Annotated in this window: 21 protein-coding genes; 13 read left to right on the top strand and 8 right to left on the bottom strand. The window is 73.0% G+C overall.

Translation table 11 applies throughout. The features are described 5' to 3' along the window. Positions 1-39 precede the first annotated feature (39 nt). Positions 40-783: a GH12 family glycosyl hydrolase domain-containing protein gene (locus ACYQ77_RS08885; RefSeq protein WP_459709283.1), complete on the bottom strand. Its 744-nt coding sequence runs from the start codon at positions 781-783 to the stop codon at positions 40-42. 246 nt (positions 784-1,029) lie between these two features. Here ACYQ77_RS08885 and ACYQ77_RS08880 point away from each other — a divergent pair, with 246 nt between their 5' ends. Together ACYQ77_RS08880 and ACYQ77_RS08875 are read left to right on the top strand one after the other, a co-directional pair. Further along, positions 1,030-1,929: a fumarylacetoacetate hydrolase family protein gene (locus tag ACYQ77_RS08880; protein WP_459709282.1), complete on the top strand. Its 900-nt coding sequence runs from the start codon at positions 1,030-1,032 to the stop codon at positions 1,927-1,929. Between the two features lie 28 nt (positions 1,930-1,957). Further along, a complete protein-coding gene (locus tag ACYQ77_RS08875; protein ID WP_459709763.1) occupies positions 1,958-2,746 on the top strand; it encodes an NAD-dependent epimerase/dehydratase family protein in 789 nt (262 codons plus the stop codon). 6 nt (positions 2,747-2,752) lie between these two features. Here ACYQ77_RS08875 and ACYQ77_RS08870 read toward each other — a convergent pair whose 3' ends face one another. Continuing rightward, positions 2,753-3,523, bottom strand: coding sequence for a glycoside hydrolase family 16 protein (locus ACYQ77_RS08870; protein WP_459709280.1), 771 nt, complete (start codon positions 3,521-3,523; stop codon positions 2,753-2,755). A 349-nt stretch (positions 3,524-3,872) separates the two neighbouring features. Between ACYQ77_RS08870 and ACYQ77_RS08865 the strand changes: the two genes are divergently transcribed. Together ACYQ77_RS08865 and ACYQ77_RS08860 are read left to right on the top strand one after the other, a co-directional pair. Further along, a complete protein-coding gene (locus ACYQ77_RS08865; protein WP_459709278.1) occupies positions 3,873-4,811 on the top strand; it encodes a pectate lyase family protein in 939 nt (312 codons plus the stop codon). A gap of 695 nt (positions 4,812-5,506) precedes the next feature. Next, entirely contained in the window at positions 5,507-6,124 is a 618-nt protein-coding gene (locus tag ACYQ77_RS08860; RefSeq protein ID WP_459709276.1) for a hypothetical protein, read from the top strand. A gap of 3 nt (positions 6,125-6,127) precedes the next feature. On the opposite strand, the gene ACYQ77_RS08855 is transcribed toward ACYQ77_RS08860, so the two are convergent. Together ACYQ77_RS08855 and ACYQ77_RS08850 are read right to left on the bottom strand one after the other, a co-directional pair. Next, positions 6,128-7,549 carry a hypothetical protein gene (locus ACYQ77_RS08855; RefSeq protein ID WP_459709274.1) on the bottom strand — a complete coding sequence of 474 codons (1,422 nt, stop codon included), beginning with the start codon at positions 7,547-7,549 and terminating at the stop codon, positions 6,128-6,130. A gap of 1 nt (position 7,550) precedes the next feature. Next, positions 7,551-8,303 (bottom strand): hypothetical protein, encoded by a 753-nt coding sequence (locus ACYQ77_RS08850; protein ID WP_459709272.1) that lies wholly within the window; start codon positions 8,301-8,303, stop codon positions 7,551-7,553. A 55-nt stretch (positions 8,304-8,358) separates the two neighbouring features. On the opposite strand from ACYQ77_RS08850, the gene ACYQ77_RS08845 reads away from it, so the two are divergent. The 5 genes from ACYQ77_RS08845 (at position 8,359) to ACYQ77_RS08825 (ending at position 14,325) form a co-directional block, all read left to right on the top strand. Further along, complete coding sequence (locus ACYQ77_RS08845) at positions 8,359-9,594, top strand: hypothetical protein (RefSeq protein WP_459709270.1); 1,236 nt, start codon at positions 8,359-8,361, stop codon at positions 9,592-9,594. Then, positions 9,591-10,499 (top strand): hypothetical protein, encoded by a 909-nt coding sequence (locus tag ACYQ77_RS08840; protein WP_459709268.1) that lies wholly within the window; start codon positions 9,591-9,593, stop codon positions 10,497-10,499. Before ACYQ77_RS08845 ends, ACYQ77_RS08840 begins: the two co-directional genes overlap by 4 nt. After that, positions 10,496-12,046 carry a hypothetical protein gene (locus ACYQ77_RS08835; RefSeq protein ID WP_459709266.1) on the top strand — a complete coding sequence of 517 codons (1,551 nt, stop codon included), beginning with the start codon at positions 10,496-10,498 and terminating at the stop codon, positions 12,044-12,046. Before ACYQ77_RS08840 ends, ACYQ77_RS08835 begins: the two co-directional genes overlap by 4 nt. Continuing rightward, the gene (locus tag ACYQ77_RS08830) at positions 12,043-13,242 is read left to right on the top strand and encodes a CHAT domain-containing protein (protein ID WP_459709264.1); all 1,200 of its coding nucleotides are present in this window, start codon (positions 12,043-12,045) and stop codon (positions 13,240-13,242) included. The genes ACYQ77_RS08835 and ACYQ77_RS08830 overlap by 4 nt, the downstream gene beginning before the upstream one ends. Positions 13,243-13,353: 111 nt before the next feature. Next, on the top strand, positions 13,354-14,325 hold the full coding sequence (locus ACYQ77_RS08825) for an FG-GAP repeat domain-containing protein (protein WP_459709262.1): 972 nt from the start codon (positions 13,354-13,356) through the stop codon (positions 14,323-14,325). A 259-nt stretch (positions 14,326-14,584) separates the two neighbouring features. Here the strand turns inward: ACYQ77_RS08825 and ACYQ77_RS08820 are convergent, their stop codons facing one another. Together ACYQ77_RS08820 and ACYQ77_RS08815 are read right to left on the bottom strand one after the other, a co-directional pair. After that, positions 14,585-15,673, bottom strand: a complete 1,089-nt coding sequence (locus tag ACYQ77_RS08820; protein WP_459709260.1) for a winged helix DNA-binding domain-containing protein — start codon at positions 15,671-15,673, stop codon at positions 14,585-14,587. Continuing rightward, positions 15,673-16,242, bottom strand: a complete 570-nt coding sequence (locus tag ACYQ77_RS08815) for a DinB family protein (protein ID WP_459709258.1) — start codon at positions 16,240-16,242, stop codon at positions 15,673-15,675. Before ACYQ77_RS08815 ends, ACYQ77_RS08820 begins: the two co-directional genes overlap by 1 nt. A gap of 62 nt (positions 16,243-16,304) precedes the next feature. Between ACYQ77_RS08815 and ACYQ77_RS08810 the strand changes: the two genes are divergently transcribed. After that, complete coding sequence (locus ACYQ77_RS08810) at positions 16,305-17,243, top strand: helix-turn-helix transcriptional regulator (protein WP_459709256.1); 939 nt, start codon at positions 16,305-16,307, stop codon at positions 17,241-17,243. 6 nt (positions 17,244-17,249) lie between these two features. Here the strand turns inward: ACYQ77_RS08810 and ACYQ77_RS08805 are convergent, their stop codons facing one another. Continuing rightward, positions 17,250-18,125 carry an alpha/beta fold hydrolase gene (locus ACYQ77_RS08805; protein ID WP_459709254.1) on the bottom strand — a complete coding sequence of 292 codons (876 nt, stop codon included), beginning with the start codon at positions 18,123-18,125 and terminating at the stop codon, positions 17,250-17,252. 89 nt (positions 18,126-18,214) lie between these two features. Between ACYQ77_RS08805 and ACYQ77_RS08800 the strand changes: the two genes are divergently transcribed. Both ACYQ77_RS08800 and ACYQ77_RS08795 read left to right on the top strand, forming a co-directional pair. After that, positions 18,215-18,697 carry a CGNR zinc finger domain-containing protein gene (locus tag ACYQ77_RS08800; protein WP_459709252.1) on the top strand — a complete coding sequence of 161 codons (483 nt, stop codon included), beginning with the start codon at positions 18,215-18,217 and terminating at the stop codon, positions 18,695-18,697. A 26-nt stretch (positions 18,698-18,723) separates the two neighbouring features. Continuing rightward, the gene (locus ACYQ77_RS08795) at positions 18,724-19,077 is read left to right on the top strand and encodes a hypothetical protein (RefSeq protein WP_459709250.1); all 354 of its coding nucleotides are present in this window, start codon (positions 18,724-18,726) and stop codon (positions 19,075-19,077) included. A gap of 2 nt (positions 19,078-19,079) precedes the next feature. Here the strand turns inward: ACYQ77_RS08795 and ACYQ77_RS08790 are convergent, their stop codons facing one another. Next, positions 19,080-19,967, bottom strand: a complete 888-nt coding sequence (locus ACYQ77_RS08790; RefSeq protein ID WP_459709249.1) for a LysR family transcriptional regulator — start codon at positions 19,965-19,967, stop codon at positions 19,080-19,082. Between the two features lie 72 nt (positions 19,968-20,039). Here ACYQ77_RS08790 and dapA point away from each other — a divergent pair, with 72 nt between their 5' ends. Continuing rightward, a complete protein-coding gene (gene dapA, locus ACYQ77_RS08785) occupies positions 20,040-20,936 on the top strand; it encodes a 4-hydroxy-tetrahydrodipicolinate synthase (RefSeq protein WP_459709247.1) in 897 nt (298 codons plus the stop codon).

Below are 20,936 nucleotides of genomic sequence, written 5' to 3'. Positions count from 1 at the left end.
ACCCCGGTGCCGTCCTCGGCACCGGGGTCGCCGGACGCGTCAGCCGCTGACCGACGCCGAGAAGTTCTCCACCGCGAGGCCGACGCCGCCGTTCCACGGCTCGAAGCCGGCCTGGATGCTCGTCAGGTACCAGGACGTGGTGATCGCGCCGCGGGCCCGCACGTCGTTGATGAAGTCCATGACGTTGAACGACCACGACGTGATCGGCGACGGCGCCACGTACGAGATGACGTTGTTGGCGCCGTTGCTGCCGCGCCACACCTGCCAGCTGCGCCCGCCGATCGTGGTGGTGCCGACGACGCCGCCGATCGGCTGGATCGACCCCTGGCGGTTGAACCAGATCATGATCTCCATCTGGTTCACGCCGTTGGTCTTCGGCGTCGGGTCGAGCCAGATGTCGTACGAGGCGTTGTAGGTGCCGCTCACGTACCGGTAGTTGATCGACGAGGTCGCGCTGCGGATCCTGCTGACCTGCATCGGCAGGGTCGAGCCCGGTGAGCAGTTGCCGTAGTGGCAGCCGAGGAACACCGACGGGTAGGACAGCGGCGCGCCGTTGGTCGGCGCGGACCCCTGCTGGGTGGTGATCCAGAAACCGGTGCTGGTGACGTAGATGCACTGCGTCGCCGAGGATCCCCACCGGTTGTTCTGGACGACGTAGCGCCCCTGGATCGTGGTGGAGCCGTACTGGTCACAGATGGTGACGTCCGCCTGGGCGGGCGCGGCCGGCGCCACGGCGACGCCCGCGGCCACGAGCAGGGCGGCGGAAAGGGCACGGATACGCATGGAACTCCATTCAGTCGTCGCTGACTGGGAGCGCTCCCAAGGTTACGTACCGTTGACAATGACTCTCCCGCGCCGTGATGTCAAGGGCGGACCGCCCCTGCACACGGGTCGCGGTGCCCACCCGCACCGGCCTCCTCTCCCGCGCCCAGCCGGCCATCGCGGCCACAGTGGACACGCTTGTGCGATCGTCGTTGCCGCGCCTACGTTTCCGGTGTACGACATTCCCCACCGGGAGCGAGGTCAGCCGTGCTCATCGTTCGTTTCCTTTCCCCGGGCGCCGATCGCCCGGCCGTCGGGGTCCGCATCGCGGACACGGTCACCGAGCTGGGCGCCGGGAGCGTGGGCGAGCTGCTGCGCCTCCCGCTCGCGGACCTGCGGGCGGCGCTGACCACGACCGGTACCGCCCACGCCGCGGCCGACGTGCGGTTCTTGCCGCCGGTGGACCAGCGGATGGAGGTCTGGGCCGCCGGTGTCACCTACCAGCGCTCGCGGGAGGCCAGGATCACCGAGAGCGAGCGCGCCGCCGACGTGTACGACCTGGTGTACGACGCGGAGCGGCCGGAGTTGTTCTTCAAGTCCGCGGCCTGGCGGGTGACCGGTGACGGCGAGCCGGTGTCGGTGCGCACCGACTCGGAGATCGACGTGCCGGAGCCGGAGCTCGGCCTCGTCGTCAACGCGGGCGCCGAGGTCGTCGGGTACACCGTGGTCAACGACATGAGTTCCCGCAGCATCGAGGGCGTCAACCCGCTCTACCTCCCGCAGGCCAAGATCTACCTGGGTGGCTGCGCCGTCGGCCCCGGCATCCGGCCGGCCTGGGAGGTCGCCGACCCGTACGCCCTCACCATCGGGCTCGTCATCCACCGCGACGGCGAGGTGGTGTGGTCCGGCGAGACCAGCACGTCGCTGCTGCGCCGCCGGTTCGACGAGCTGGTCGGGTACCTGTTCCGCGCGGACGTGTTCCCCGACGGGGCGGTCCTGTCGACCGGCACCGCGCTGGTGCCGGACCTGCCGTTCACCCTCGCCGCCGGTGACCGGGTCGCGATCACCGTCGGGGAGGTCGGCACCCTGACGAGCACGGTGGTGTCCGGCAAGGAGGCGCTGACCTGGCTGGCTGACGGCCGTCGGGCCGGTGGGACGAGACTGTGAGGCACGAGCACCTGCCGAGGGAGGAACAATCGTGCGTCTTCTGATCACCGGGGCCGCGGGCGGCGTCGGCACGCTGCTGCGCCCGCGCCTGGCGGCCCCCGGGCGAGTCCTGCGCCTGCTGGACGTGGCGGAACTACCGGACACCGGCGACGGCGCGGAACTGGTGCGGGCGTCGATCACGGACCTGGACGCCATGGTCGAGGCGTGTGCGGACGTGGACGCGATCCTCCACCTCGGCGGCCTGTCCACCGAGCACCCGTGGGAACGGATCCTGCCGGTCAACATCGACGGCACCTACAAGGTCTTCGAGGCGGCACGCCTGGCAGGCGTGCCCCGCGTGGTGTTCGCGAGCACCAACCACACGGTCGGCTTCCACCCGCGTGACGGGCGGCAGGCGCCGGACTACCTGTTCCCCCGGCCGGACACGTACTACGGCGTGTCCAAAGTGGCCGGTGAGGCGCTCGGCAGCCTGTACCACGACCGGTATGGGCTGGACGTGGTGTGCCTGCGGATCGGCGGCTGTTTCGAGAAGCCGTTGGACACGCGCATGCTGGAGACGTGGCTGTCCCCACGCGACGCGGCGACGCTGGTGGAGGCCGCGTTGTCCGTGCCGTCGCCGGGGTTCAAGGTCGTGTGGGGCGTGTCGGACAACAAGCGCCGCTGGTGGAGCCTCGAGGAGGCGGAGGCCATCGGTTACCGGTCCCAGGACGACGCGGAGGTCCACGCGGGCGAGGTGCCCCAGGCGGACGAGCGGTTCCTGGGATACCTGGGCGGCGCGTTCTGCTCCCCGGACCTGGACGGTGGCGGCCCGCGCTGACCGGCGTCAGGTCCGCGTGCGTCCCATGTAGACGTTCCGGGCGCGGTAGTACGTGTCACCGGCCGGGCCCGGGCTGCCGGACGAGCCTTCCATCTGCAGGTTCAGGATCAGCCACATCGGCTTGCCGACGAAGTTCGCGCCGCGGTGCTGTCCGACCCAGTTGCCGTCGAGGTAGTAGTGGATGTCCACGTCGGTCGCGCCGGCCTTGGTGATCCACGCGCGGTAGCCGTGCCACGCGCCCGGGTCGGCCACGCCCACGACCGTGCTGGACCACCCGCCGCTCGCGTTGCGGTAGGTGTTGAACCAGTTCCTGTTGTCCCCCTTGAACTCCAGGATGTCGCTCTCCGGCGGCCAGCTGTTCGCCCCGGTGAGCCAGAACGCGGGCCAGGCACCCCTGGTCGCGGGCGCCTGGAACTCGCCCTTCACCTCCCAGTTCGGGAACTGGTCGGTCACCAGCACCTGCTGACGCGCGTGCAGCGCGCCGGAGTGGTACCGGATCGGCAGGTACGGATCGGCGGAGCTGGTGCCCTCGTCCCACGTGATGCGGGTGGCCTTGATCGTCAGGACGCCCGAGGTCTCGAGGTAGACGTGGTTGAGGTCGCTCGAACCGGCGTACATGCGGGCGCTGCCGTTGTGGTCGGAGCCCCACGGATAGCGGTAGTACCAGTTGGCCTCGAGTGCCTGCCGGTTCGCGAACGAGCCGGACAGGACGGTCTCCCAGGTGGCCGCCCGGGCCGGGGACACCCCGGCGACCACGGCGCCCGCCGCACCCGCCAACGTGAGAAAAGTTCTTCTACCACAGGGATTACCGGCGCGCGGCGGTTCGACGGGGTGCGGCATCGTTGCCACCCTTCAACGGGAAAGCGTTTTCCTCAAGCAGGCTAGAACCGTCGGACCGCATTCGTCAACAGCCTGTGACGATGTGACCACTCCCAAGATCGGGGCGAAACCCCACCGCAAGATCCGTTTACCCGCCAGGCAAGCGCATTCCTGGTTGACACCCCTCCACGGTGATGCTAACACTGGGTACACCCCTATTGGGAGCGCTCCCAGTTCTCGGGCGGCGCAGTCCGCGCCCGTTCCTGTGATTTCTCGATCGGCAGGCAACTCAACGAGGAGGAGAACCATGCGCAGAACCATCGCGAGCATCGCCGCCGCGGGCATGCTGGTGGCCGGCGCGATCACGGTCGCGACGACCGGTGTCGCCGCGGGCGCCGACGTGCGCGCCTACCCCGGACCGGTCGGCTTCGGCGCCGGCACGACCGGCGGCGCGGGCGGTGCGACCGTGACCGTGTCGTCGACCAGCGCGTTCCTGTCGGCGGTGCAGAGCAGCTCGCCGACGGTCGTGCAGGTGAGCGGCACGATCTCGTTGTCCGGCATGAACAAGGTCGCGTCGAACAAGACGATCGTCGGCCTGGGCACGAACGCGCGGCTCACCGGCGGCGGGCTCAACATCAGCAGGGTCAGCAACGTGATCGTCCAGAACCTGACGATCACCGGCTCCGGCGACGACAACATCAACGTCGAGTACTCGACCCGCGTGTTCATCGACCACAACAACCTGTCGCACGCGTACGACGGCAACCTCGACATCAAGCGCGCGTCGGACAACATCACCGTGTCGTGGAACCGGTTCAGCAACCAGGACAAGAACGCACTGCTCGGGCACAGCGACAGCAACGCGAGCGAGGACACCGGGAAGCTGCGCGTGACGTACCACCACAACTGGTTCGACGGCGTGAACCAGCGCAACCCGCGCGTGCGGTTCGGCAACCCGGTGCACGTGTTCAACAACTACTACAGCAACATCGGCAGCTACGGCGTCGCGTCGACCGAGAACGCGGGCGTGCTGGTGGAGCGGAACTACTTCGAGAACGTCGAGGACCCGTACCACCTCGGCGAGGGCAGCTCCGACCCGGGCTCCCTCGTGGCGCGGGACAACTACAAGGTCAACTCCGGCGCGGGCCAGACGGGCGGCAGCGTCGCGTCGATCCCGTACTCCTACAGCGCCGAGACCGCATCGAGCGTGAAGTCGAGCGTGACATCGGGCGCGGGCGTGCACTGAGGTGCGCCCTTGCCGTGCGGCGCGGGTGGCCGCACGGCAAGCCCCCCGCCTGTGGACAACCGGCAGGTGGCGGGCCGTTCTTGTCGGTGGCCCGGTCTACGCTGGATACCGGGGGCCGGAGGCCGCGCCATGTGGACGCATCCCCAGGATTCCGTCAAAGCCGAGTCACTCCTGGCGGGAGCCGCCCCAGCATTCCGGGCGCGCAGCGCCCCGAACCCCGCGAAGCGGGCGAAGCCCCAACACCCACTGAGGGGTGCCTGCCATCCCGTCGACCTGGCGAAGCCCGATCACACCGTGTCAAGGGGGCCCGAAGCACGACGCGCCCACATGCCCAAAGCCGCCGGGCCCCCTTGACGCGGTGTGATAGCCCTCCGGGAGGTCGACGGGATGGCAGGCACCACCACGGACACCAGTCCCTGCCAACCCAACCCCGTGCAAGACCCCCGCCATCCCGGAGACCAGCCCCTCCGGCGAGGAGGCCCGTCCGGCAGGACGCCCTCCGGCGAGGACGCCCGTCCGGCGAGGACACCACCCAGGACAGCCAAACCCCGGACGGCGAAACCCCACGCAAGGTCAACCACAAAGCCCAGGAAAGACCCATCCGACTCTGGCCCCCGGGCGACCACCTGTAACCACCTGCCGCGAAACAACGATGCGTGGAGAGAATCACCCACCACAGGGCAGGACAGGGGAACGTGAACAACCTCGTGAAGCGCATGGCGCTGCCGGCCAGCCCGACGACGACGCCGGCCGCCAGCGCGACCGGAACCGGCACTGGCACCGGCGAGAAGGCACCCGAGCTGCCCGCGGCCTCCGGTGGCGAGACCGCCGAAGCGGCGGCCGCCGGGCAGGAGACGAACGAACGCGGCCTCATCGTCAAGAAGCTTGGCGAAGCAGCGTGCTTCGGCGGCGCGGGCAAGGACTGCGAGGGCGGCGTCTCGTTCGCGATCGACAAGATCGAGGTCGACCCCCAGTGCTCCGAGTTCGGGTCGCGCCCCGACAACGGGCACACGCTGCTGCTGCACCTGCGCATCGCGACCGGTGACGACGCCGAGGTGGTCGACCGCGTCGGTGGGATCATCAACCCCTTCTCGTTCGTGGAGATCGGCAAGGACGGGGTCACCCGCGAGACCGGCATCGGCTTCTGCGCCGACCCGTCCGCGGACCAGTTGCCGGACACCTACGGCCCCAACCAGAAGTACCTGGGTGTCATGGACCTCGAGGTGCCGGAGGCGTCCGGGACCATCGCGCTCCAGTTGATGGGCGCCGAAGAGGACGGGCAGCGCGGGTGGGAGTGGACGTACCCGGTCTGAGGCTCACTCCGGCACCAGGAAAACGCTCACCGTGAACCCGTGGTCCTGCTCCAGCTCGTCGATGCGCCGGTCGTCGTGGGCGGTCAGGGCTTCCCGCACCAGCTCGACGGGAGCGGGCCCGTTGATCTCGCGGACGAGCCCTTCGGCGGCCGTCGGCCACGGGAGCAGCAGCAGCCCGAACAACACCGTCGCCGCGGCCGTTGCCTGGCCTGGGGTCCACGGCGCGGTCCCCATCAGCGGGTGCAGCACCATCCCCGGCGCGAGCAGCGTGCCGAGGAACGCCACCGCGACACCCGCGTACGACCGGGCACGTGTCAGCTGGAACGTGTGTCCCGCCCGGACGAACCGGCGGCCGAGCACGACGAAGCGCCACGCGACCACCGCGTTGACCACGCTCGACGTGGCGTGCGCCGTGAGTGCCGCGACCGTCCACCACGGCACGTCGACCTCGGCGGGCACGATCCCGGCCGCGGCCGACGCGACCAGTGCGCCGAGGGTGGGCCACGCGGCGGTCCGCTTGCCCGGCACCCGGCCGTTCGTCCACGCCGCCCACGCCGGCGCGAGCGCGCCCGGTGGGTTGTCGGCCGTCTCCGGGCGGCGGAAGCGCTCCGGCGGCCCGGCGAACCTCTGGTCGACGTACCTGCGCTCGACCAGCACGCGTGCCGGGTCGGCCGGGTCGATCCACAGGTCGAACTCGTTGCCTTCCTCCGGCGCCCACACCGGGAAGTCGTGCAGGTAGAGCTGCCGCACCACCGGCTCGCCCCGGTAGTCGAAGTCCAGGTCCACCAGGAACACCGCCATCGCGTCGATCCACTGCTCCTGTGGGCGGACCGAGCCCACGCGGGCGACGACGTGCACGCCGTCAGCAAGGATCCGTTGCCGCTCCGCGTGTTCCGTGCGCTGCCGCGCCCACGCCCGCCGCGCCCGTGCGAACGCCCACGCGAACACCCCCGCGTCCGCTGCCAGCACAGCGACCACGGCCGTGGCGGGTTCCCCCAGCGCCAGCCGGATGCCGACCGCGCCGACGAGCCCGATGCCCAGCCCGCCGGACAACGCGGCCACGCAGGTCGCGATGGTCCCTTGTGGACCGATCAGCCAGACGGCCGCCGCGCCCCAGCCGCGCTGCCCGTACCCGAAGACCCTGGCCATGTCCCTGCCGTTGCCCTCCATCGCGATCAGCCCCTGCATCACGCACAGCAGCAGCGCGACCGTCGACAGCACGTAGCGAGCAGGCTCGCCGTCGTCCAGCCAGTGCGGCTCGAACGGCGTGGCGAACCCGGCCGTGACACCTCCGGCCAGGCACAGCAGGCCGCCCACCACCAGCCGCCGCCACACCCGGCGCCGGCACGCGCGTGCGATCCGCGGCGGGGCGGGGACCGCCACGCGCTCGGAGCGCAGTTGCCCGTAGTCGAGTGGGAACGCCATCTCAGGGCTGCACCGGGAGTGCGAGCGCGACCGCCTTCTCGTCGCCGGGCAGGTACTTCACCATGACGATCGAGCCGGGCTGGACTCGTGGCACGAGTGCGGGCGGCACGGGTTTCCGGGTGGCGACCTCGAAACCCGTGCCGTCCGGGCGGGTCACCCGCATGACCAGGTCGAGCACGGACCGGTCGCCGCGGATCTCGCCGGTCGGGCGCATCTCAAGGACCACCGCCTTGGCGTCGATGCCGTGTTCCGCGATGCGCAGGCCCTCGGCGTCCAGGTGCCCCTTCGCGAGCTGCACCATGTTGAACGCCCGCTGGATCTCCGCCTGCGACGCGTCCGTCGCCACCACCACCCGGTCGTCGCGGCTGCCCGGCCGGTACCGCACGGCCAGCGTGGCGCCCGGTTCGACCATGGCCAGGTCGGTGACGTCCACGAGCTCGCGCGCCACGCCGCGGAACGTCTGCCCGTCCGCGGTGTCGACGTCGAACAGGATCTCCAGCTGCGGCTGGTCGTTCACGGTCAGCCCGGTGCGGCGCGCCGACACCACCGTGCCGATGCCGATGGGCGCGCCGAGGAACTTCTTCCTCTTCCTCAACCACGAACCGGTGGGCAGCATCAGCGTGGCGACGATCAGCAGCACCGTCGCCACGATGCTCACCCCTTCGGGCAACGGACCGTAGGCGTCGCCGAGGAAGACGGTGATGAGGCAGCCCGCGATCACCAGCCAGAGAACGATGCGTGTTCCGGTATGCATGGGGTGATCGTCACGGGCGCACAGGCGAACCGATCACAGGTTCTATGCTCGGGACGTGACCGTCAGCAGCGCAGACCCCGGTGTCACGCTGCCGCGTGGCATGGTGATCGCGCAGGCGTGGACCGAGCTCGGGGACGCCGTCGCGCCGCTGTCCAACGCGTCCGGCCACCCCCTCGCCCGCACGGTGAAGCTGCTGCTCGACCCGCTGGTCCTGCGGCCCGTGCTGAACCCGCACCTCGCGAGCGGCGCGCTCGCCGCGGAGCACGCCGACGAGCTGCGGGCCGCGATCACCGCCGCCGGGCCCGCGCTGGCCGCGACCGCCGCCTGGTTCCAGCTGCTGAAGAAGGCACGCAGGAAGGCGGGCATCACCGACGGCCACCCGCAGGACCTGTACTTCCAGCTCTGCTACGAACTGGCGCACCGGCACGGCCACCCGGGGTCCACACCGGACGCGCCGGGGGTGGCGGCCGGCGCGGTCGCGGAAGCCCACGGGACCGGGCCGACGGTCGCGGACCTGCGCCGGTTCGTCACCGAGCCCGCCAACCGCGCCGAGCTGACCCGGCTGCTGCGGACCGCGTGGGCCGCGCGGCGCGAACCCGGGCACGTGCCCGCCGACGCCGGGGTCACCGGCTTCCTCGCCACCTGCGCCACCGACCCGGACCCGGAGCTGTTCGCGTCGCTCGTCGCCCGCGCGGCGGGCACCGGCGGCGCGGGCGAGCTGGCCCGGCCCGGTGTCGCCAGGAACCACGGCCTGACCGACCGGACGCGGATCGCGCCGCCGGAGCTCGGGGACAACGCGTCGAAGCGGCAGCTGCCCAAGCCGCTGGACCGGTCGGTGTTCGAGCGCCTGTTCGCCGCGTTCCGGCAGGTGGCGGGCGACGACCCGGACACGCTGGTGCGCACGGAGATCCACCGCACGGCCGAGCCGTGGCAGCTCGCGGACGAGGCGAGCCGGGTCGTGATGGTGCTCGGCAGGGAGGCCAGTGCCGGGCTGGCCGCCGACGAGACGACCGGCGCGGGCGGGCTGCTGCGGTCGCGGTGGCTGCGGGAGGCGTACGTGCGCCGGGTGCTGCGGATGCCGTCGGCCGTGCCCGGGGACCTGCTGGCCGACGTGCACGGCGTGCGCGGCGCGTACCTGCGCAGGCTGTGGGTGCGGCTGCACGGCCGGGAGCTGCGGCGGGAACCCCTCACGGCCGTCGAGTTGTGGTCGCTGCTCGACGGCGTGCTGCGGTCGGTGATCATGGACCAGCGGGACCGGCTGCGGTCCGCGCTCGAACGGGCGGTGCGATGACCACCCCGCTCCCCCACCCGGAACGGACCGCGTTGCTCGAGGCGCGCGGCGCGACGCTGCACTGGGACGTGCTCACGGACGCGCCGCCGGTCACCGAGGTCCACGACGAGGCGCGCGCCGCCGACTGGCTGTGGGACGTGCCCGCCACCGCGCGCGAGCTGGCCTACCTGACCTGGGCGAAGGCGTGGTGGCCGACGTCGGTGGTCGCCGGGGTGCCGCCGCTGGACCCGGCGCTGCTGGCCGCCGAGCTGGCCGTCGCGACCGCGGCCGTCGACCACCTGCTCGACGACGAGGACGCGGTCGAACGCGCGGTCGCCGACGCCGCGACGGCGGTCCACCCGCTGGCCGCGCTCGCGGCCGACCCCGTGCTGGGCGACGCCGCCACGGCACTGGCCGCGCGGCTCGCGGACCTCGCCGAGGACCACGGGATCACGTTGCCCGATCCCGTGCCGGTGCGGCGCGAACAGACGGGGTTCGCGCTGGCCGCCGGTGGCAGCGCCGGGTCCGAGGTCGTCGTGCTGCGCGGGTCGAGCCCGGTCGACTGGGCGCTGGTGCCGCAGGGCGCCGTGGACGCGGCCGCCGACGCCACCTGGTCGGTCGTGCGGCGCGACGGCGGGCTGGTGCTGGCGGTGAATGTGCCCGCGCTCCGCCCCGTGCCGCTCGCCGCCCGGTTCGGCCAGGTCGACGTGCCGCTCGAGAACGGCACCGGCCAGGTCACCGTGCCACCGTCGGTGCTCCTCCTGCCCGCCGCGCGGCGGACCCTGACCGTGTTCGCGCCCGGGTTCGCCGCCGAACCGGCCGACGACCCGGACGCACCCGCCCGCCGCGCGGCGCTCGTCGCCATGGCCAGCGCCCGGCTCACCGCACCGGACGCCACCCTCACCGAACGGGCGGCGGCGCGGTGACCGAGGACGTCGACGACCCCGATCTGCTCGGCCTGCGCGGCAGGACGCGGTACGGCCCCCGGTGGCGTCCCGTCGGGTTGCGCATGAACGACGCGGGCCGCGTGTTCTACGCGGGGGACATCGCCGGGGCGGAGGCGATCCTCGGCGAGGTCCTCCAGGCGACGATGGCCGACGACGCGGACGAGGAGGCACTCGACCTGCGGGCCCGCGTGCTGGCCAACCTCGCGCAGATGGCGAGCGCGCGCGGCGACCTCACCACCGCGTTGCGGTACCACGAGGAGAGCCTCGCCGCCTGCGCGGACGTGGAGCGGCGGACGGAAGACCGGTTCGGCGTCGCCGACATCCGGTCCGGTGTGCTGGTCAACCAGGCGCAGGCGCTGCAGTCGTTCGGCAGGCCCGAGGAGGCGCTGCGCGTGCTGGACGAGGTGGCCGCGGCCGGTGTCGCGGCGGACGCCAACGCGGGCCTGCTGCCGTTCCTGGTGCACCACACGCGCGCGGGTGCGCTGGTGGCGCTGGGGCGGTACGCCGAGGCGGAGACCGCGGCCAGGCTGTCGCTGGACATCGCGATGGCGTCCGAACCCCGGCTCGCCGCGGAGGCCTACGCGACCCTCGGGGCGATCGCCGCCCGCACCGGCGACGACGGCAGCGCCGCCGAGCACCTGACCGTGGCCAGGGACCTGCACGACCTGGCGGGCACGGCGTTCGACCGCGCCGACGACGAACGGCAGCTGGGCAGGCTCGCCGCCAGGGCGGGCCGCCTCGACGAGGCGGAGGAACGGCTCGCGCGCGCACAGGCGGAGTACGAGCGGGCGGAGCAGGTGGTCGAGGTCGCCGAGTGCCGGATGAGCCGGGCGGCGATCGCGATGCGGCAGCAGCGCTTCACCGACGCGGTGGCGCACGTGACGGCGGCGCTCGACACGTTGCCGGCGGCGGGCGCGGTCCGGTCGTTGATCGAGTGTCACCTGGTCCACGCGCAGATCACGTACGTCATGACCGGTGACTTGAACCAGACGGAGGAGGCGTTCCTGCGCGGCCGCGAACTGGCGGTCGCCTCGCGGATCTGGCACGAGGTCGCGCGCGTGGACTACAACCGCGCGCAGCTCGTCGTCGACGCGGCGGAGCTGACCGGCCAGGAGACGCGCGTGGAACTGCAGCAGCGCGCGCTCCCGCTGGCGGTGATGGCGGCGCTCGCGGCCGACGGTTTCCGGCACCGCTACTCCCCCGGCCCGATCCGCGAGCGGTGGGCCCGGTTCGTCGCGGCGCCCGCGCGGTCGCTCGCGTTGCGCGTCGCCGCCGCGCTCGGTCTCGGCGACGTGGTGTTCCTGCTCGTGGAGTACTTCTCGGCGGGCACCTCGCTCGCGGCGGGCGGGCGGGACGAGCTGGACCTGCAGCGGTATCCCGCGCCGGACCTGGACTCGCGGCTCGCGCTGCCGCCGCGCCTGCGGCTGCTCCCCGGCGAGGACACGGTGCTCGACGCGCTCGTCACCCAGGTCGAGCAGGAGTACCACGTGCCGCTCCGGTCGGCGGAAGTGGTGCGTGCCTGGTGACGGATGTCCTCAGTGGACTCGACGGGTCCGCCCGGCCGACGGTGCAGCTCAAGTTCGTCGACGCCGACCACCTGTTCGCGTCGTGGCGGTGGGAGCACGCGCCGGGTGACCCCCGGGTGGGTGCCCTCGAGCACGGCACGCTGCCGCTGGCGGACCTGGCGGCCGCGCTGCCGTCGCCGCTGCCCGGCGAGACCGTGCCCGCCGCGGTCGCCCGCGCGCTCGCCGGCCCGCTGTTCGACCGGCCGAGGGAGCAGGAGCTCGCGGAGAACATCGCCCGGCACGTGTTCCCGCCGCACTTCGCGATGGAGCTGAACTCGTTGCTGTCGCGGGGAATCCGGCCGCACGTGCGGATCCAGCCGTCGCCGTCGATCGCGCAGGTGCCGTGGGAGGCGCTGCGGTTGTCGGCGGGCGAACGGCTGGTGCACGTCGTCGACGTGTCGCTGCTGCCGCCCGCGACCGTGCGCAACGCACCCGGCCGGGTGGTGTCGCCGTGGCGGCCGGACGGCACGGTCGTCGGTGTGCTGGACCCGCGCGTGCCGGGCTTCGACGACGACTCCGCGCTGGGTTCGGTGCTGGGCCCGGTCCCGCCGTCCCTCGCCGCGATGGCGGAACGGCTCGGTGACCGCCTGGTGCCAGGCGGTTTCCGCCGCGACGACGTCGACCGCGACCGGCTCGAACCGCTGCTGGCGACGGCGGGCCGCTTCCTGTACGTCGGGCACGTGACCACGGCGGCGCACGGCCTGGACGCGCGGCTGCACCTGTCCTGCGGCACGGGCACGTCCGGCCGCGCCGAGCCGGTCGGCGCCCACCGCCCGCTGACGGCGGCGGACATCGCACTCGGCCACCGCCCGGACGCGCCGCGGCCGTGGCGCCTGCCGAACCGCGTCGCACTGGTGGCATGCGAAAGCGGCGGCGACGCGCGGTTCGCCGAGCCGTCCGGTCTCGTGGCCGCGATGGTCCACTGTGGAGCGGAGTACGTGACGTCGACACGGTGGACGCTGCCGACCGACGCCGTCCTGCCTGCCCCGGCCTTCGCGGCGGCGGTCGCCGCGGTGGACGAGGCGCAGGAGTCGGCGGACCCGGTGACGGGGCTCGGCGCGTGGCAACGCGCGCAAGCCGACCGCTGGGACACCGACGGCGACCCGGCGGCGTCCCCCATCCTGTGGGCTGCGTTCGCCACGGCCTACGCCCCCTGAACGGACCAACTCCGCGCGCACGTTGTTACGTTTTCCCGTTTCCCGCGACGCCATGTGGGGCGGGCTGTGCGGGGGTGGGGGGCCCGTCCGTCCACGCAGGGAAGGCACACGATGCGACTACTGGCGATAGCCGGTCTGACCGGTCTGCTGTCGATGACGCTCACCGCGCCCGCACAGGCGTCCGGTACCCCGGAGCTGTGGTTCAGCGGGTTCTTCGAGGCACACGTCTCGATCGAGGCGGGGGACGTCGACGGCGACGGGTACGACGACCTCGTCAGCTTCAACAACCACCAGTTCGGCAACCGGGTCGTGCGGTCCACCGGCTCGTCGTTCCTGCCGCAGGAGCACTGGGGGAACGTGAACACGGTCGACCCGTCGGTCGCCGGGACGGCGCGGTTCGTCGGCGACATGGACGGCGACGGCCGCGCGGACGTGGTGCTCGTGCGCCGCGTGCAGCCGAGGGGGATCTGGGTCGGCCGGTCGGCGGTCAACCAGTACGGCGTGAGCGGCTTCCAGAACTACGTCCGCTGGCTGGACAACACGATCGCGGGCGACTACGGCAACCTGGGCGCGGACCTCGACGCCGACGGGGACATGGACGTCGTCGGTCTCTTCGGCGGCGGCGTCCCCAACCTGGCGGCCCGGTCGAACGGCACCGCGACGCTGCCGCTGGTCGCGTGGGGCCCGTCGATCCGCGGCGAGAAGGCGACGCTGGCCGCCGACACGACCGGTGACGGCGCCGCCGACCACGTCCTCGTCGACACCGCGGGCGTCCGGGTGATCCCCGCGAACCCCAACTGGTTCGTCACACCCGTGCAGCAGTGGTCGACGACGGCGTTCGCGGGCACGAAGAAGACCATGGCCGCCGACGTGGACGCGGACGGCGACGCGGACCTGATCGCCGTCAACGACACCGACGTCCAGGTGATGCGGTCGACGGGCACGGGCTTCGCGGCACCGGAGGTCTGGTACGCGAGCCCGTTCTCCGGCACCCGCGCCACCCTGACCGCGGACGTCGACGGCGACGGCGACGCCGACCTGGTCGCGGTGGACGACAGCGAGATCTGGGTGCTGCGTTCGTGACACCTTCCGGCTGCGGGGCGGTTTTTCCGCCCCGCGGCCGGGACCGCTCCACGTGCGCGGGCGGCCGTCCACATCGAGGGCCGCGTCGACCTGGACGACATCGCCAGCACCGTCCGCGTCTGCCTCACCGACCGCGACCTCGGCAAGGGCCTGTCCGCCACCGAGGACCTGCGGAACGCCCGCGTGGTGACCTTCCAAGCCGGGGGCGGGAAACTGCACAACGCCCGCGGCCCGGCGCTCGACGCGTTCAGCGGAGCGGTCAGGAAAACCTGATCTCGTCGTTCTCCTTGTCCGACAGGAACATCGCCAGCGCGGTGCCCTCCGACGTCACCTCCGCGCGTTCGGCGCGGGTGAACGGTCGCAGCGGGGCGACCACCACCGCGCCGTCCTCGACCGTCCACGTCGCCGCGACGCGGCCGTCGACCAGCACGACGCGGGCGCCCGCGACCGACAGGAGGCGGTGCTCGTCGTCGATGATCCGCGTGCGGTCGTCGTAGCCGAGGATCGCGTTGTCGAACGCGGGCAGGAACCGCACCGGGGCGGGGGTGTCCGGGTCGGGGCGGGGCGCGCCGGGCAGGTCGAGCAGCTCACGGCCGCGCTCGTCGCGAAAGGACACGAGTTCGTCCCGGATCGCGGCCACCGCCTTGGGCAGGCCCGCGAGGCCGGACCACGCGCGGATGTCGGCCACGGCCGCCGGGCCGTACGCGGCCAGGTAGCGCCGCACCAGCGCCTCGCCGACCGGGTCGGCGCCGTCGGGCGCGGGCGGGTCGGGGTCGCGGCCCAGCCACGCCGACACCGCCAGGTTCCGCACGCCGCCCTTCGCCCGCCACAGGCCGCGGGGCGGCAGCTGCACCATCGGGATCAGCGCGGCGACCAGCATCTCCCCCAGCGCCCGCGTGTCCGCGGCCGGCCAGCGGTCGGCGACGGCCCTCGCCAGGTCGCCCATCGAGCGGGGTTCGCCGTCGGCCAGCACGGCGCGGCCCGCCGCCGCGAGCTCGTCGAGGTCCACCCCGGCGAGCTCGCGGCGGTACGTCCCCAGCACCTTCTGGCGCAGCATCGGGTCGTGGCGGGACCGCCACGCCAGCACGTCGTCGGCGGTCAGCAGGTGCACGGTGCGGCGCATGAGGTGGGTCCGCACCACGACCCGCTCGCTCAGCAGGTCCGACAACGACGCCGGGTCGAACGCGTGCAGCCGCGACCACAGGCCCGCGAACGGTTCCTGCGGTTCCTGCGCCTGCAGGCCGCACAGGTGCGCGACGGCGTCCCGCACCGGCAGGTCGGCGCGGTCGAGCAGCAGCTGCCTGGCGAGCGCCGCGCGGTTCAGCGCCCGGGTGCCGAGGACGGTCATCAGCTCGACGTCCGCCCGTCGATGGCCTCGCGGAGGATGTCCGCGTGGCCCGCGTGCTGGCAGGTCTCGGCGATCACGTGGGTCAACACCCGCCGGACACTAAGGCGTTCCCCCGGTGTGTGCCAGGGCGCGGACGGCAGCGGGTGCGTCGCGGACAGGTCGGGCAGGGTCGCGACGACCTCCTCGGTGCGCGCGGCCACCTGCTCGTAGCGGGCGAGGACCGTGGCCATGGTGTCGCCGGGCAGCATCCGGAAGTCGTTCTGGTGCTCGATCGCCCACCGCGGGTACTCCCGCGCGGTCCCGGCCGCGAAGTCCTCCCACGTGACGCCGTCGGGCAGCGAGTAGTCCATCGCGGACGGGCCGTCGACCGCGAACCGCAGCCAGCTCGCCTCCATGGCCGCGACGTGTTTGACCAGTCCGCCGAGGCACAGCGCGCTGACGGTCGGGCGCAGCCCGAGCTGCTCGTCGCTGAGGCCGGTGAGGGTGCCGGTCAGTGCCGTCCGCGCGATCGCCAGCTCGGCGAGGAGGTCGGTGCGTTCGGTGTCGAGGGTGACGGTGTCGTTGCTCATGGGACGAGGTTCGCAGGGGTAGCGGTCAGGTTGTGGCCGCTACTGGCCGCCATACTGAACTCGTGCCGAAAACGTCCGCGCGGCTGCTGTCGCTGCTCTCACTGCTCCAGGCACGCCGGGACTGGCCGGGCGCGCTGCTCGCCGAGCGCCTCGCGGTGAGCCCGCGCACGGTGCGCCGCGACGTCGATCGCCTGCGCGAGCTGGGGTATCCGATCGTGGCGGTCAAGGGCCCCGACGGCGGCTACCGGCTCGACGCGGGCACGCAGCTGCCGCCGTTGCTGTTCGACGACGAGCAGGCCGTGGCCCTCGCCGTCGCGCTCCGGCTCGCCACGACCTCCGGCGCGGGCATCGGCGAGGCGGCGGTCCGCGCGCTGAACACGGTCCGCCAGGTCATGCCCGCCCGGTTGCGGCACCGGATCGACACCCTGCAGGTCACGGCCGTGGAACGGCGTGCCACCCCGCAGGTCGGCAGCGCGGTGCTGATGGCGCTGTCCGCCGCGGTCCACGCCCGCGAGGTGCTGCGCTTCGACTACGCGTCGGGAACCGAGCCGCGCCGCGCGGAACCCCACCACCTCGTCACGTGGGGCGGCCGCTGGTACCTCGTGGCGTGGGACCTCGACCGCGACGACTGGCGCACGTTCCGCGCCGACCGGATCACCCCGCGCATCCCGACCGGGCCCCGCTTCACCCCGCGGGAACTGCCGGAGGGGAGCGTGTCCGCGTTCGTCTCCGCCCGGTTCCGCAGGGCCGGGGACTGGCCGTGCCGGGGCGAGGTGGTCCTGCACCTCCCGGCGGCCGCGGTCCAGCCGTACGCGGGCGACGGCGTGGTCGAGGAACTCGGGCCGGACCGGTGCCGGCTGGTGACGGGCTCGTGGTCGTGGGCCGGGCTGGCCGCCTCGCTGGGGCGCTTCGACGCCGACCTCGAGGTGGTCGGCCCGGCCGAACTCCGGGACGCCTTCGCCGCGCTGTCCCGCCGCTACGCCGCCGCGGCGGGGAGCTGACGGGCGTCACGCCGCCACGGGGAGCCTGCGGTCGAGGAAGTCCCTGATCAGCGCGGCGACCTCGGGGAGAGCGCTCTCCAGCAGGAAGTGGCCGCCGTCGAGCAGGTGGATCTCCGGGTCGTGGGCGTCCTGCGCGAACGCCTTCGCGCCCGGAGCCGCGAAGATCTCGTCGTTGCGCCCCCACACGGCGAGCACCGGCACCCGGCTCTCGCGGAGGTAGGCGTGCAGCCGCGGGTACAGCGGCGAGTTGCTCGCGTAGTCGGCGAACAGGGCGAGCTGGATCCGGTCGTTGCCGGGCCGGGACAGCAGCGCGTGGTCGTGGTGCCAGGTGTCCGGGCTGACCACGGACTCGTCCGGCACCCCGTGCACGTACTGCCAGCGGGTGGCCGCCAGCGTCAGCGCGCCGCGGACACCGGCCTCGGTCTCCGGGGTGTGCTCCCGCCAGAAGGCGCGGACCGGGCGCCAGAACTCCTCGGCGAACCCGGCGTCGTAGCCGTTGCCGTTCTGGCTGACGATCGCGGTGACGGCGGCCGGGTCGCGCAGGGCCAGCCGCCAGCCGATGGGCGCGCCGTAGTCCTGGACGTAGACGGCGTACCGGGTGACGCCGAGCTGGGTGAGGAGGCCCTGGGTGAGGTCGGTGAGCGCGTCGAACGTGTAGCCGAACTCGTCGGCGGGCGGGGCGTCGGAGAACCCGAAGCCGAGGTGGTCCGGGGCGATCACGTGGTAGCGGTCGGCGAGCAGCGGGATCAGGTCGCGGAACATGTACGAGCTGGTCGGGAACCCGTGCAGCAGCAGGAAAACGGGCGCGTCGGCGGGTCCGGCCTCCCGGTAGAAGAGCGTGCGGCCGTCGACGGTGGCGTAGCGGTGGTGAACGGTGCTCATGCCCTCTAACTCCTTTAAGTGGTTTTACTGGTTAGAGCGAAGCACGGGATGCTGTAACCTGTCAAGCAGAGTTTGGAGGTTAGAAGCGGATGACCGACGAGACGTACCTGCTGGACCTGCTCAACAGCACCCCCGTGGTCGACGGCACCCAGCAGGACGTGCTGGACGCCGCGTGGCTGCGCGCGCACGACGGCTCGGGCTCGGCCGAGGAACTGGCGGCGACCCGCGAGGCACGCGACGTCCTGCAGGCACTCGTCCGCGGCGAGGCCGGCGTCGGCGCGCTGGCCCCGCTGCTCGCGGGCGCGCACCAGCGCCCGTCAGTCACCGCCGACGGTGTCGAGTGGACGGTCGACGTGGACGAAGCACCGCGACGGCAGGCCGTCCGCGCGGTCCTGGCGTGGGACGCGCTGCGGCGCGACAGTCCCGGTCGGCTGCGCCCGTGCGCGAACACGGAGTGCCGGTTGTTCCTGATCGACCACAGCAAGCCGAACAAGGCGCGGTGGTGCTCGATGGCGACGTGCGGCAACCGGATGAAGGCCCGCCGCCACTACGAACGCACCCGCGGCACCTGAACGATTGCACCGCCACGGCCACACCGGTGTCGCCGAACGACTTCGGCGAGAACTCCACCGTCGACGGCCTACCCGACGACGAGGTGTTCCGCGAGTTGCTCGACCTCGTCGCGCGGGAACCGCCGGGACGGGCGGCGCGGCTTCCGCCCGCGGGTCACCCGGGTCGCGCCGGAGCCCCTGCCGTGGCACCGATCCACCTGGCCGCCGCCGTCGCGGGCCTCGGCCTCCCCGGTCCGCACCAGGCGGCGGGCGAACCGGGGCCGCACAGCCCCTGGCCGGTGCCGTCACCTCCCCGGCCGCGTCGCGGGAACCGCCGGGACGGGGCGGCGCTCATCTGCAGCGCCCAGTTCCCGACCGGCGACCCGGTGCTCGACCTCTGACGTCAGCTCAGCGCGGCGAGCACGGCCCGGATGGCCGGGCTGGCGTCGGCGCTGCGCCGCCACGCCGCGTGCACGGCGCGTTTCGGCTGCCGCCGCAGGGGCCGGGCGATCAGCCCTTCCTTGAGCGGCGGCCGGGCCAGGCGCGGGATCAGCGCGATCACCTCGCCCGCGGCGACGAGCGACAGCTGCGTGGCGAAGTCGTCGACCAGGTGCCGCACGTCGGGGTTCTCCGGCACGTCCGCGACCAGCCGCCGGAACCACTGGTGGCACACGGTGCCCGGCGGGCTGGTCACCCACGCCTGCCCCGCGAGGTCGGCGCCGGTGAGCGGCCGGTCGAGCACGGCGAGCGGGTGCGTGCGGTCCATGACGACGTCGCCGACGTCGGTGTGCACGTGGCACTGCGTCAGCGACGGCGGCAGCGGCGCGGGCAGCCCGTCGGCGTCGTGGACGAGCGCGAGGTCGGCCGTGCCCGACTCGACGCTGTGCAGCGCCTGGTCGGGGTCCTGCTCGGTGATCCGCAGGCTCAGGTCCGGGCAGCGCGCCGACAACCCGGGCAGGGCGGGGGCGAGCAGTCCGCGCACCGCGGTCGAGAACGCGACCACCCGCAGCGTGCCGCGCGGCGCGCCCTCCGACACCGACTGGGCCGCCTCCGCGCACCGCTCCAGCGCCTGGAACACCTCGGGCGCGGAGTCGACGATGGCCTGGCCGGCCGGGGTGAGCACGACCCCGCGGCCCGCCTGTGCGAGCACCGGGACACCGACCTGCCGTTCCAGCCGCTTGATCTGCTGCGACACCGCCGAGGCGGTGAACCCCAGCTCGTCGGCCGCCTTGGCGAGCGTGCCGAGCGCGGCCACGGACCGCAGCGCGCGCAGGGCACCGACATCGATCATGAAGCAATGCTAAGCGATATTGCCAAGAAAGCATCGCTGGACCGCGGCATTCGGTCCGGGCAGGCTGGCACCATGACCACCCCCGGCCTGCTGTTCGGCACCAACCTCGTCGCCATGGTGAGCCCGATGGAGCCCGACGGCGCGATCAGCGCGCCCGGTCTCACGAGCCTCGTGGACCACCTGCTGACCACGGGCTGCGACGGCATCGTCGTCGCGGGCACCACCGGCGAGGCGCCCACCCTCACCGAGGCCGAGACGGACCGGCTCGTCCGCGCCGTCGTGGCGCAGGTGCACGGCAAGGCACGGGTGATCGCCGGCGTCGGCACCTACGACACCCGCGAGACCGTGCACCGGGCCCGCGTGGCGGAGGCGGCTGGCGCGGACGCGCTGCTGCTGGTCTGCCCGTACTACTCGAAGCCGACCCAGGCCGGGATCGTCGCGCACTGCCACGCGGTGGCCGACGCCACGAACCTGCCCGTGATGCTCTACGACATCCCCGGCCGCACGGGTGTCGCGATGGACGCGGCCACGCTCACCGAGCTCGCCGCCCACCCCAGGATCCTGGCGGTCAAGGACGCCAAGGGCGACCTGTTCGAGGCCATGTCGCTCATGGCGACGACGTCGCTGGCCTACTACTGCGGGATCGACGAGCTCAACCTGCCCTACCTCGCGGCGGGCGCCACCGGGCTGGTCAGCGTCGTCGGCAACGTGGCCGCGGACCGCAACGCGGAGCTGATCAGGGCGGTCCGCGACGGCGACCTCGCCACCGCCCGTGCGGTGCAGACGGCACTGCTGCCGCTCACGACGGCGGTCATGCGGACCTCGCAGGGCGCGATCATGGCCAAGGCGGCGCTCGCCGAGCTGGGGGTCATCCCGCACGCGACCGTCCGGCTCCCGCTGCTCGAGTCACCGCCGGAGCACCTCGCCCGGCTGGCGGCCGCCCTGCCCGCGCTCGCCGTGCCTGCCTGA

Source organism: Actinophytocola sp. KF-1, from assembly GCF_054661535.1.
The sequence above is the reverse complement of the archived record's forward strand: the minus strand, read 5'-3'. Positions and strand labels throughout refer to the sequence as shown.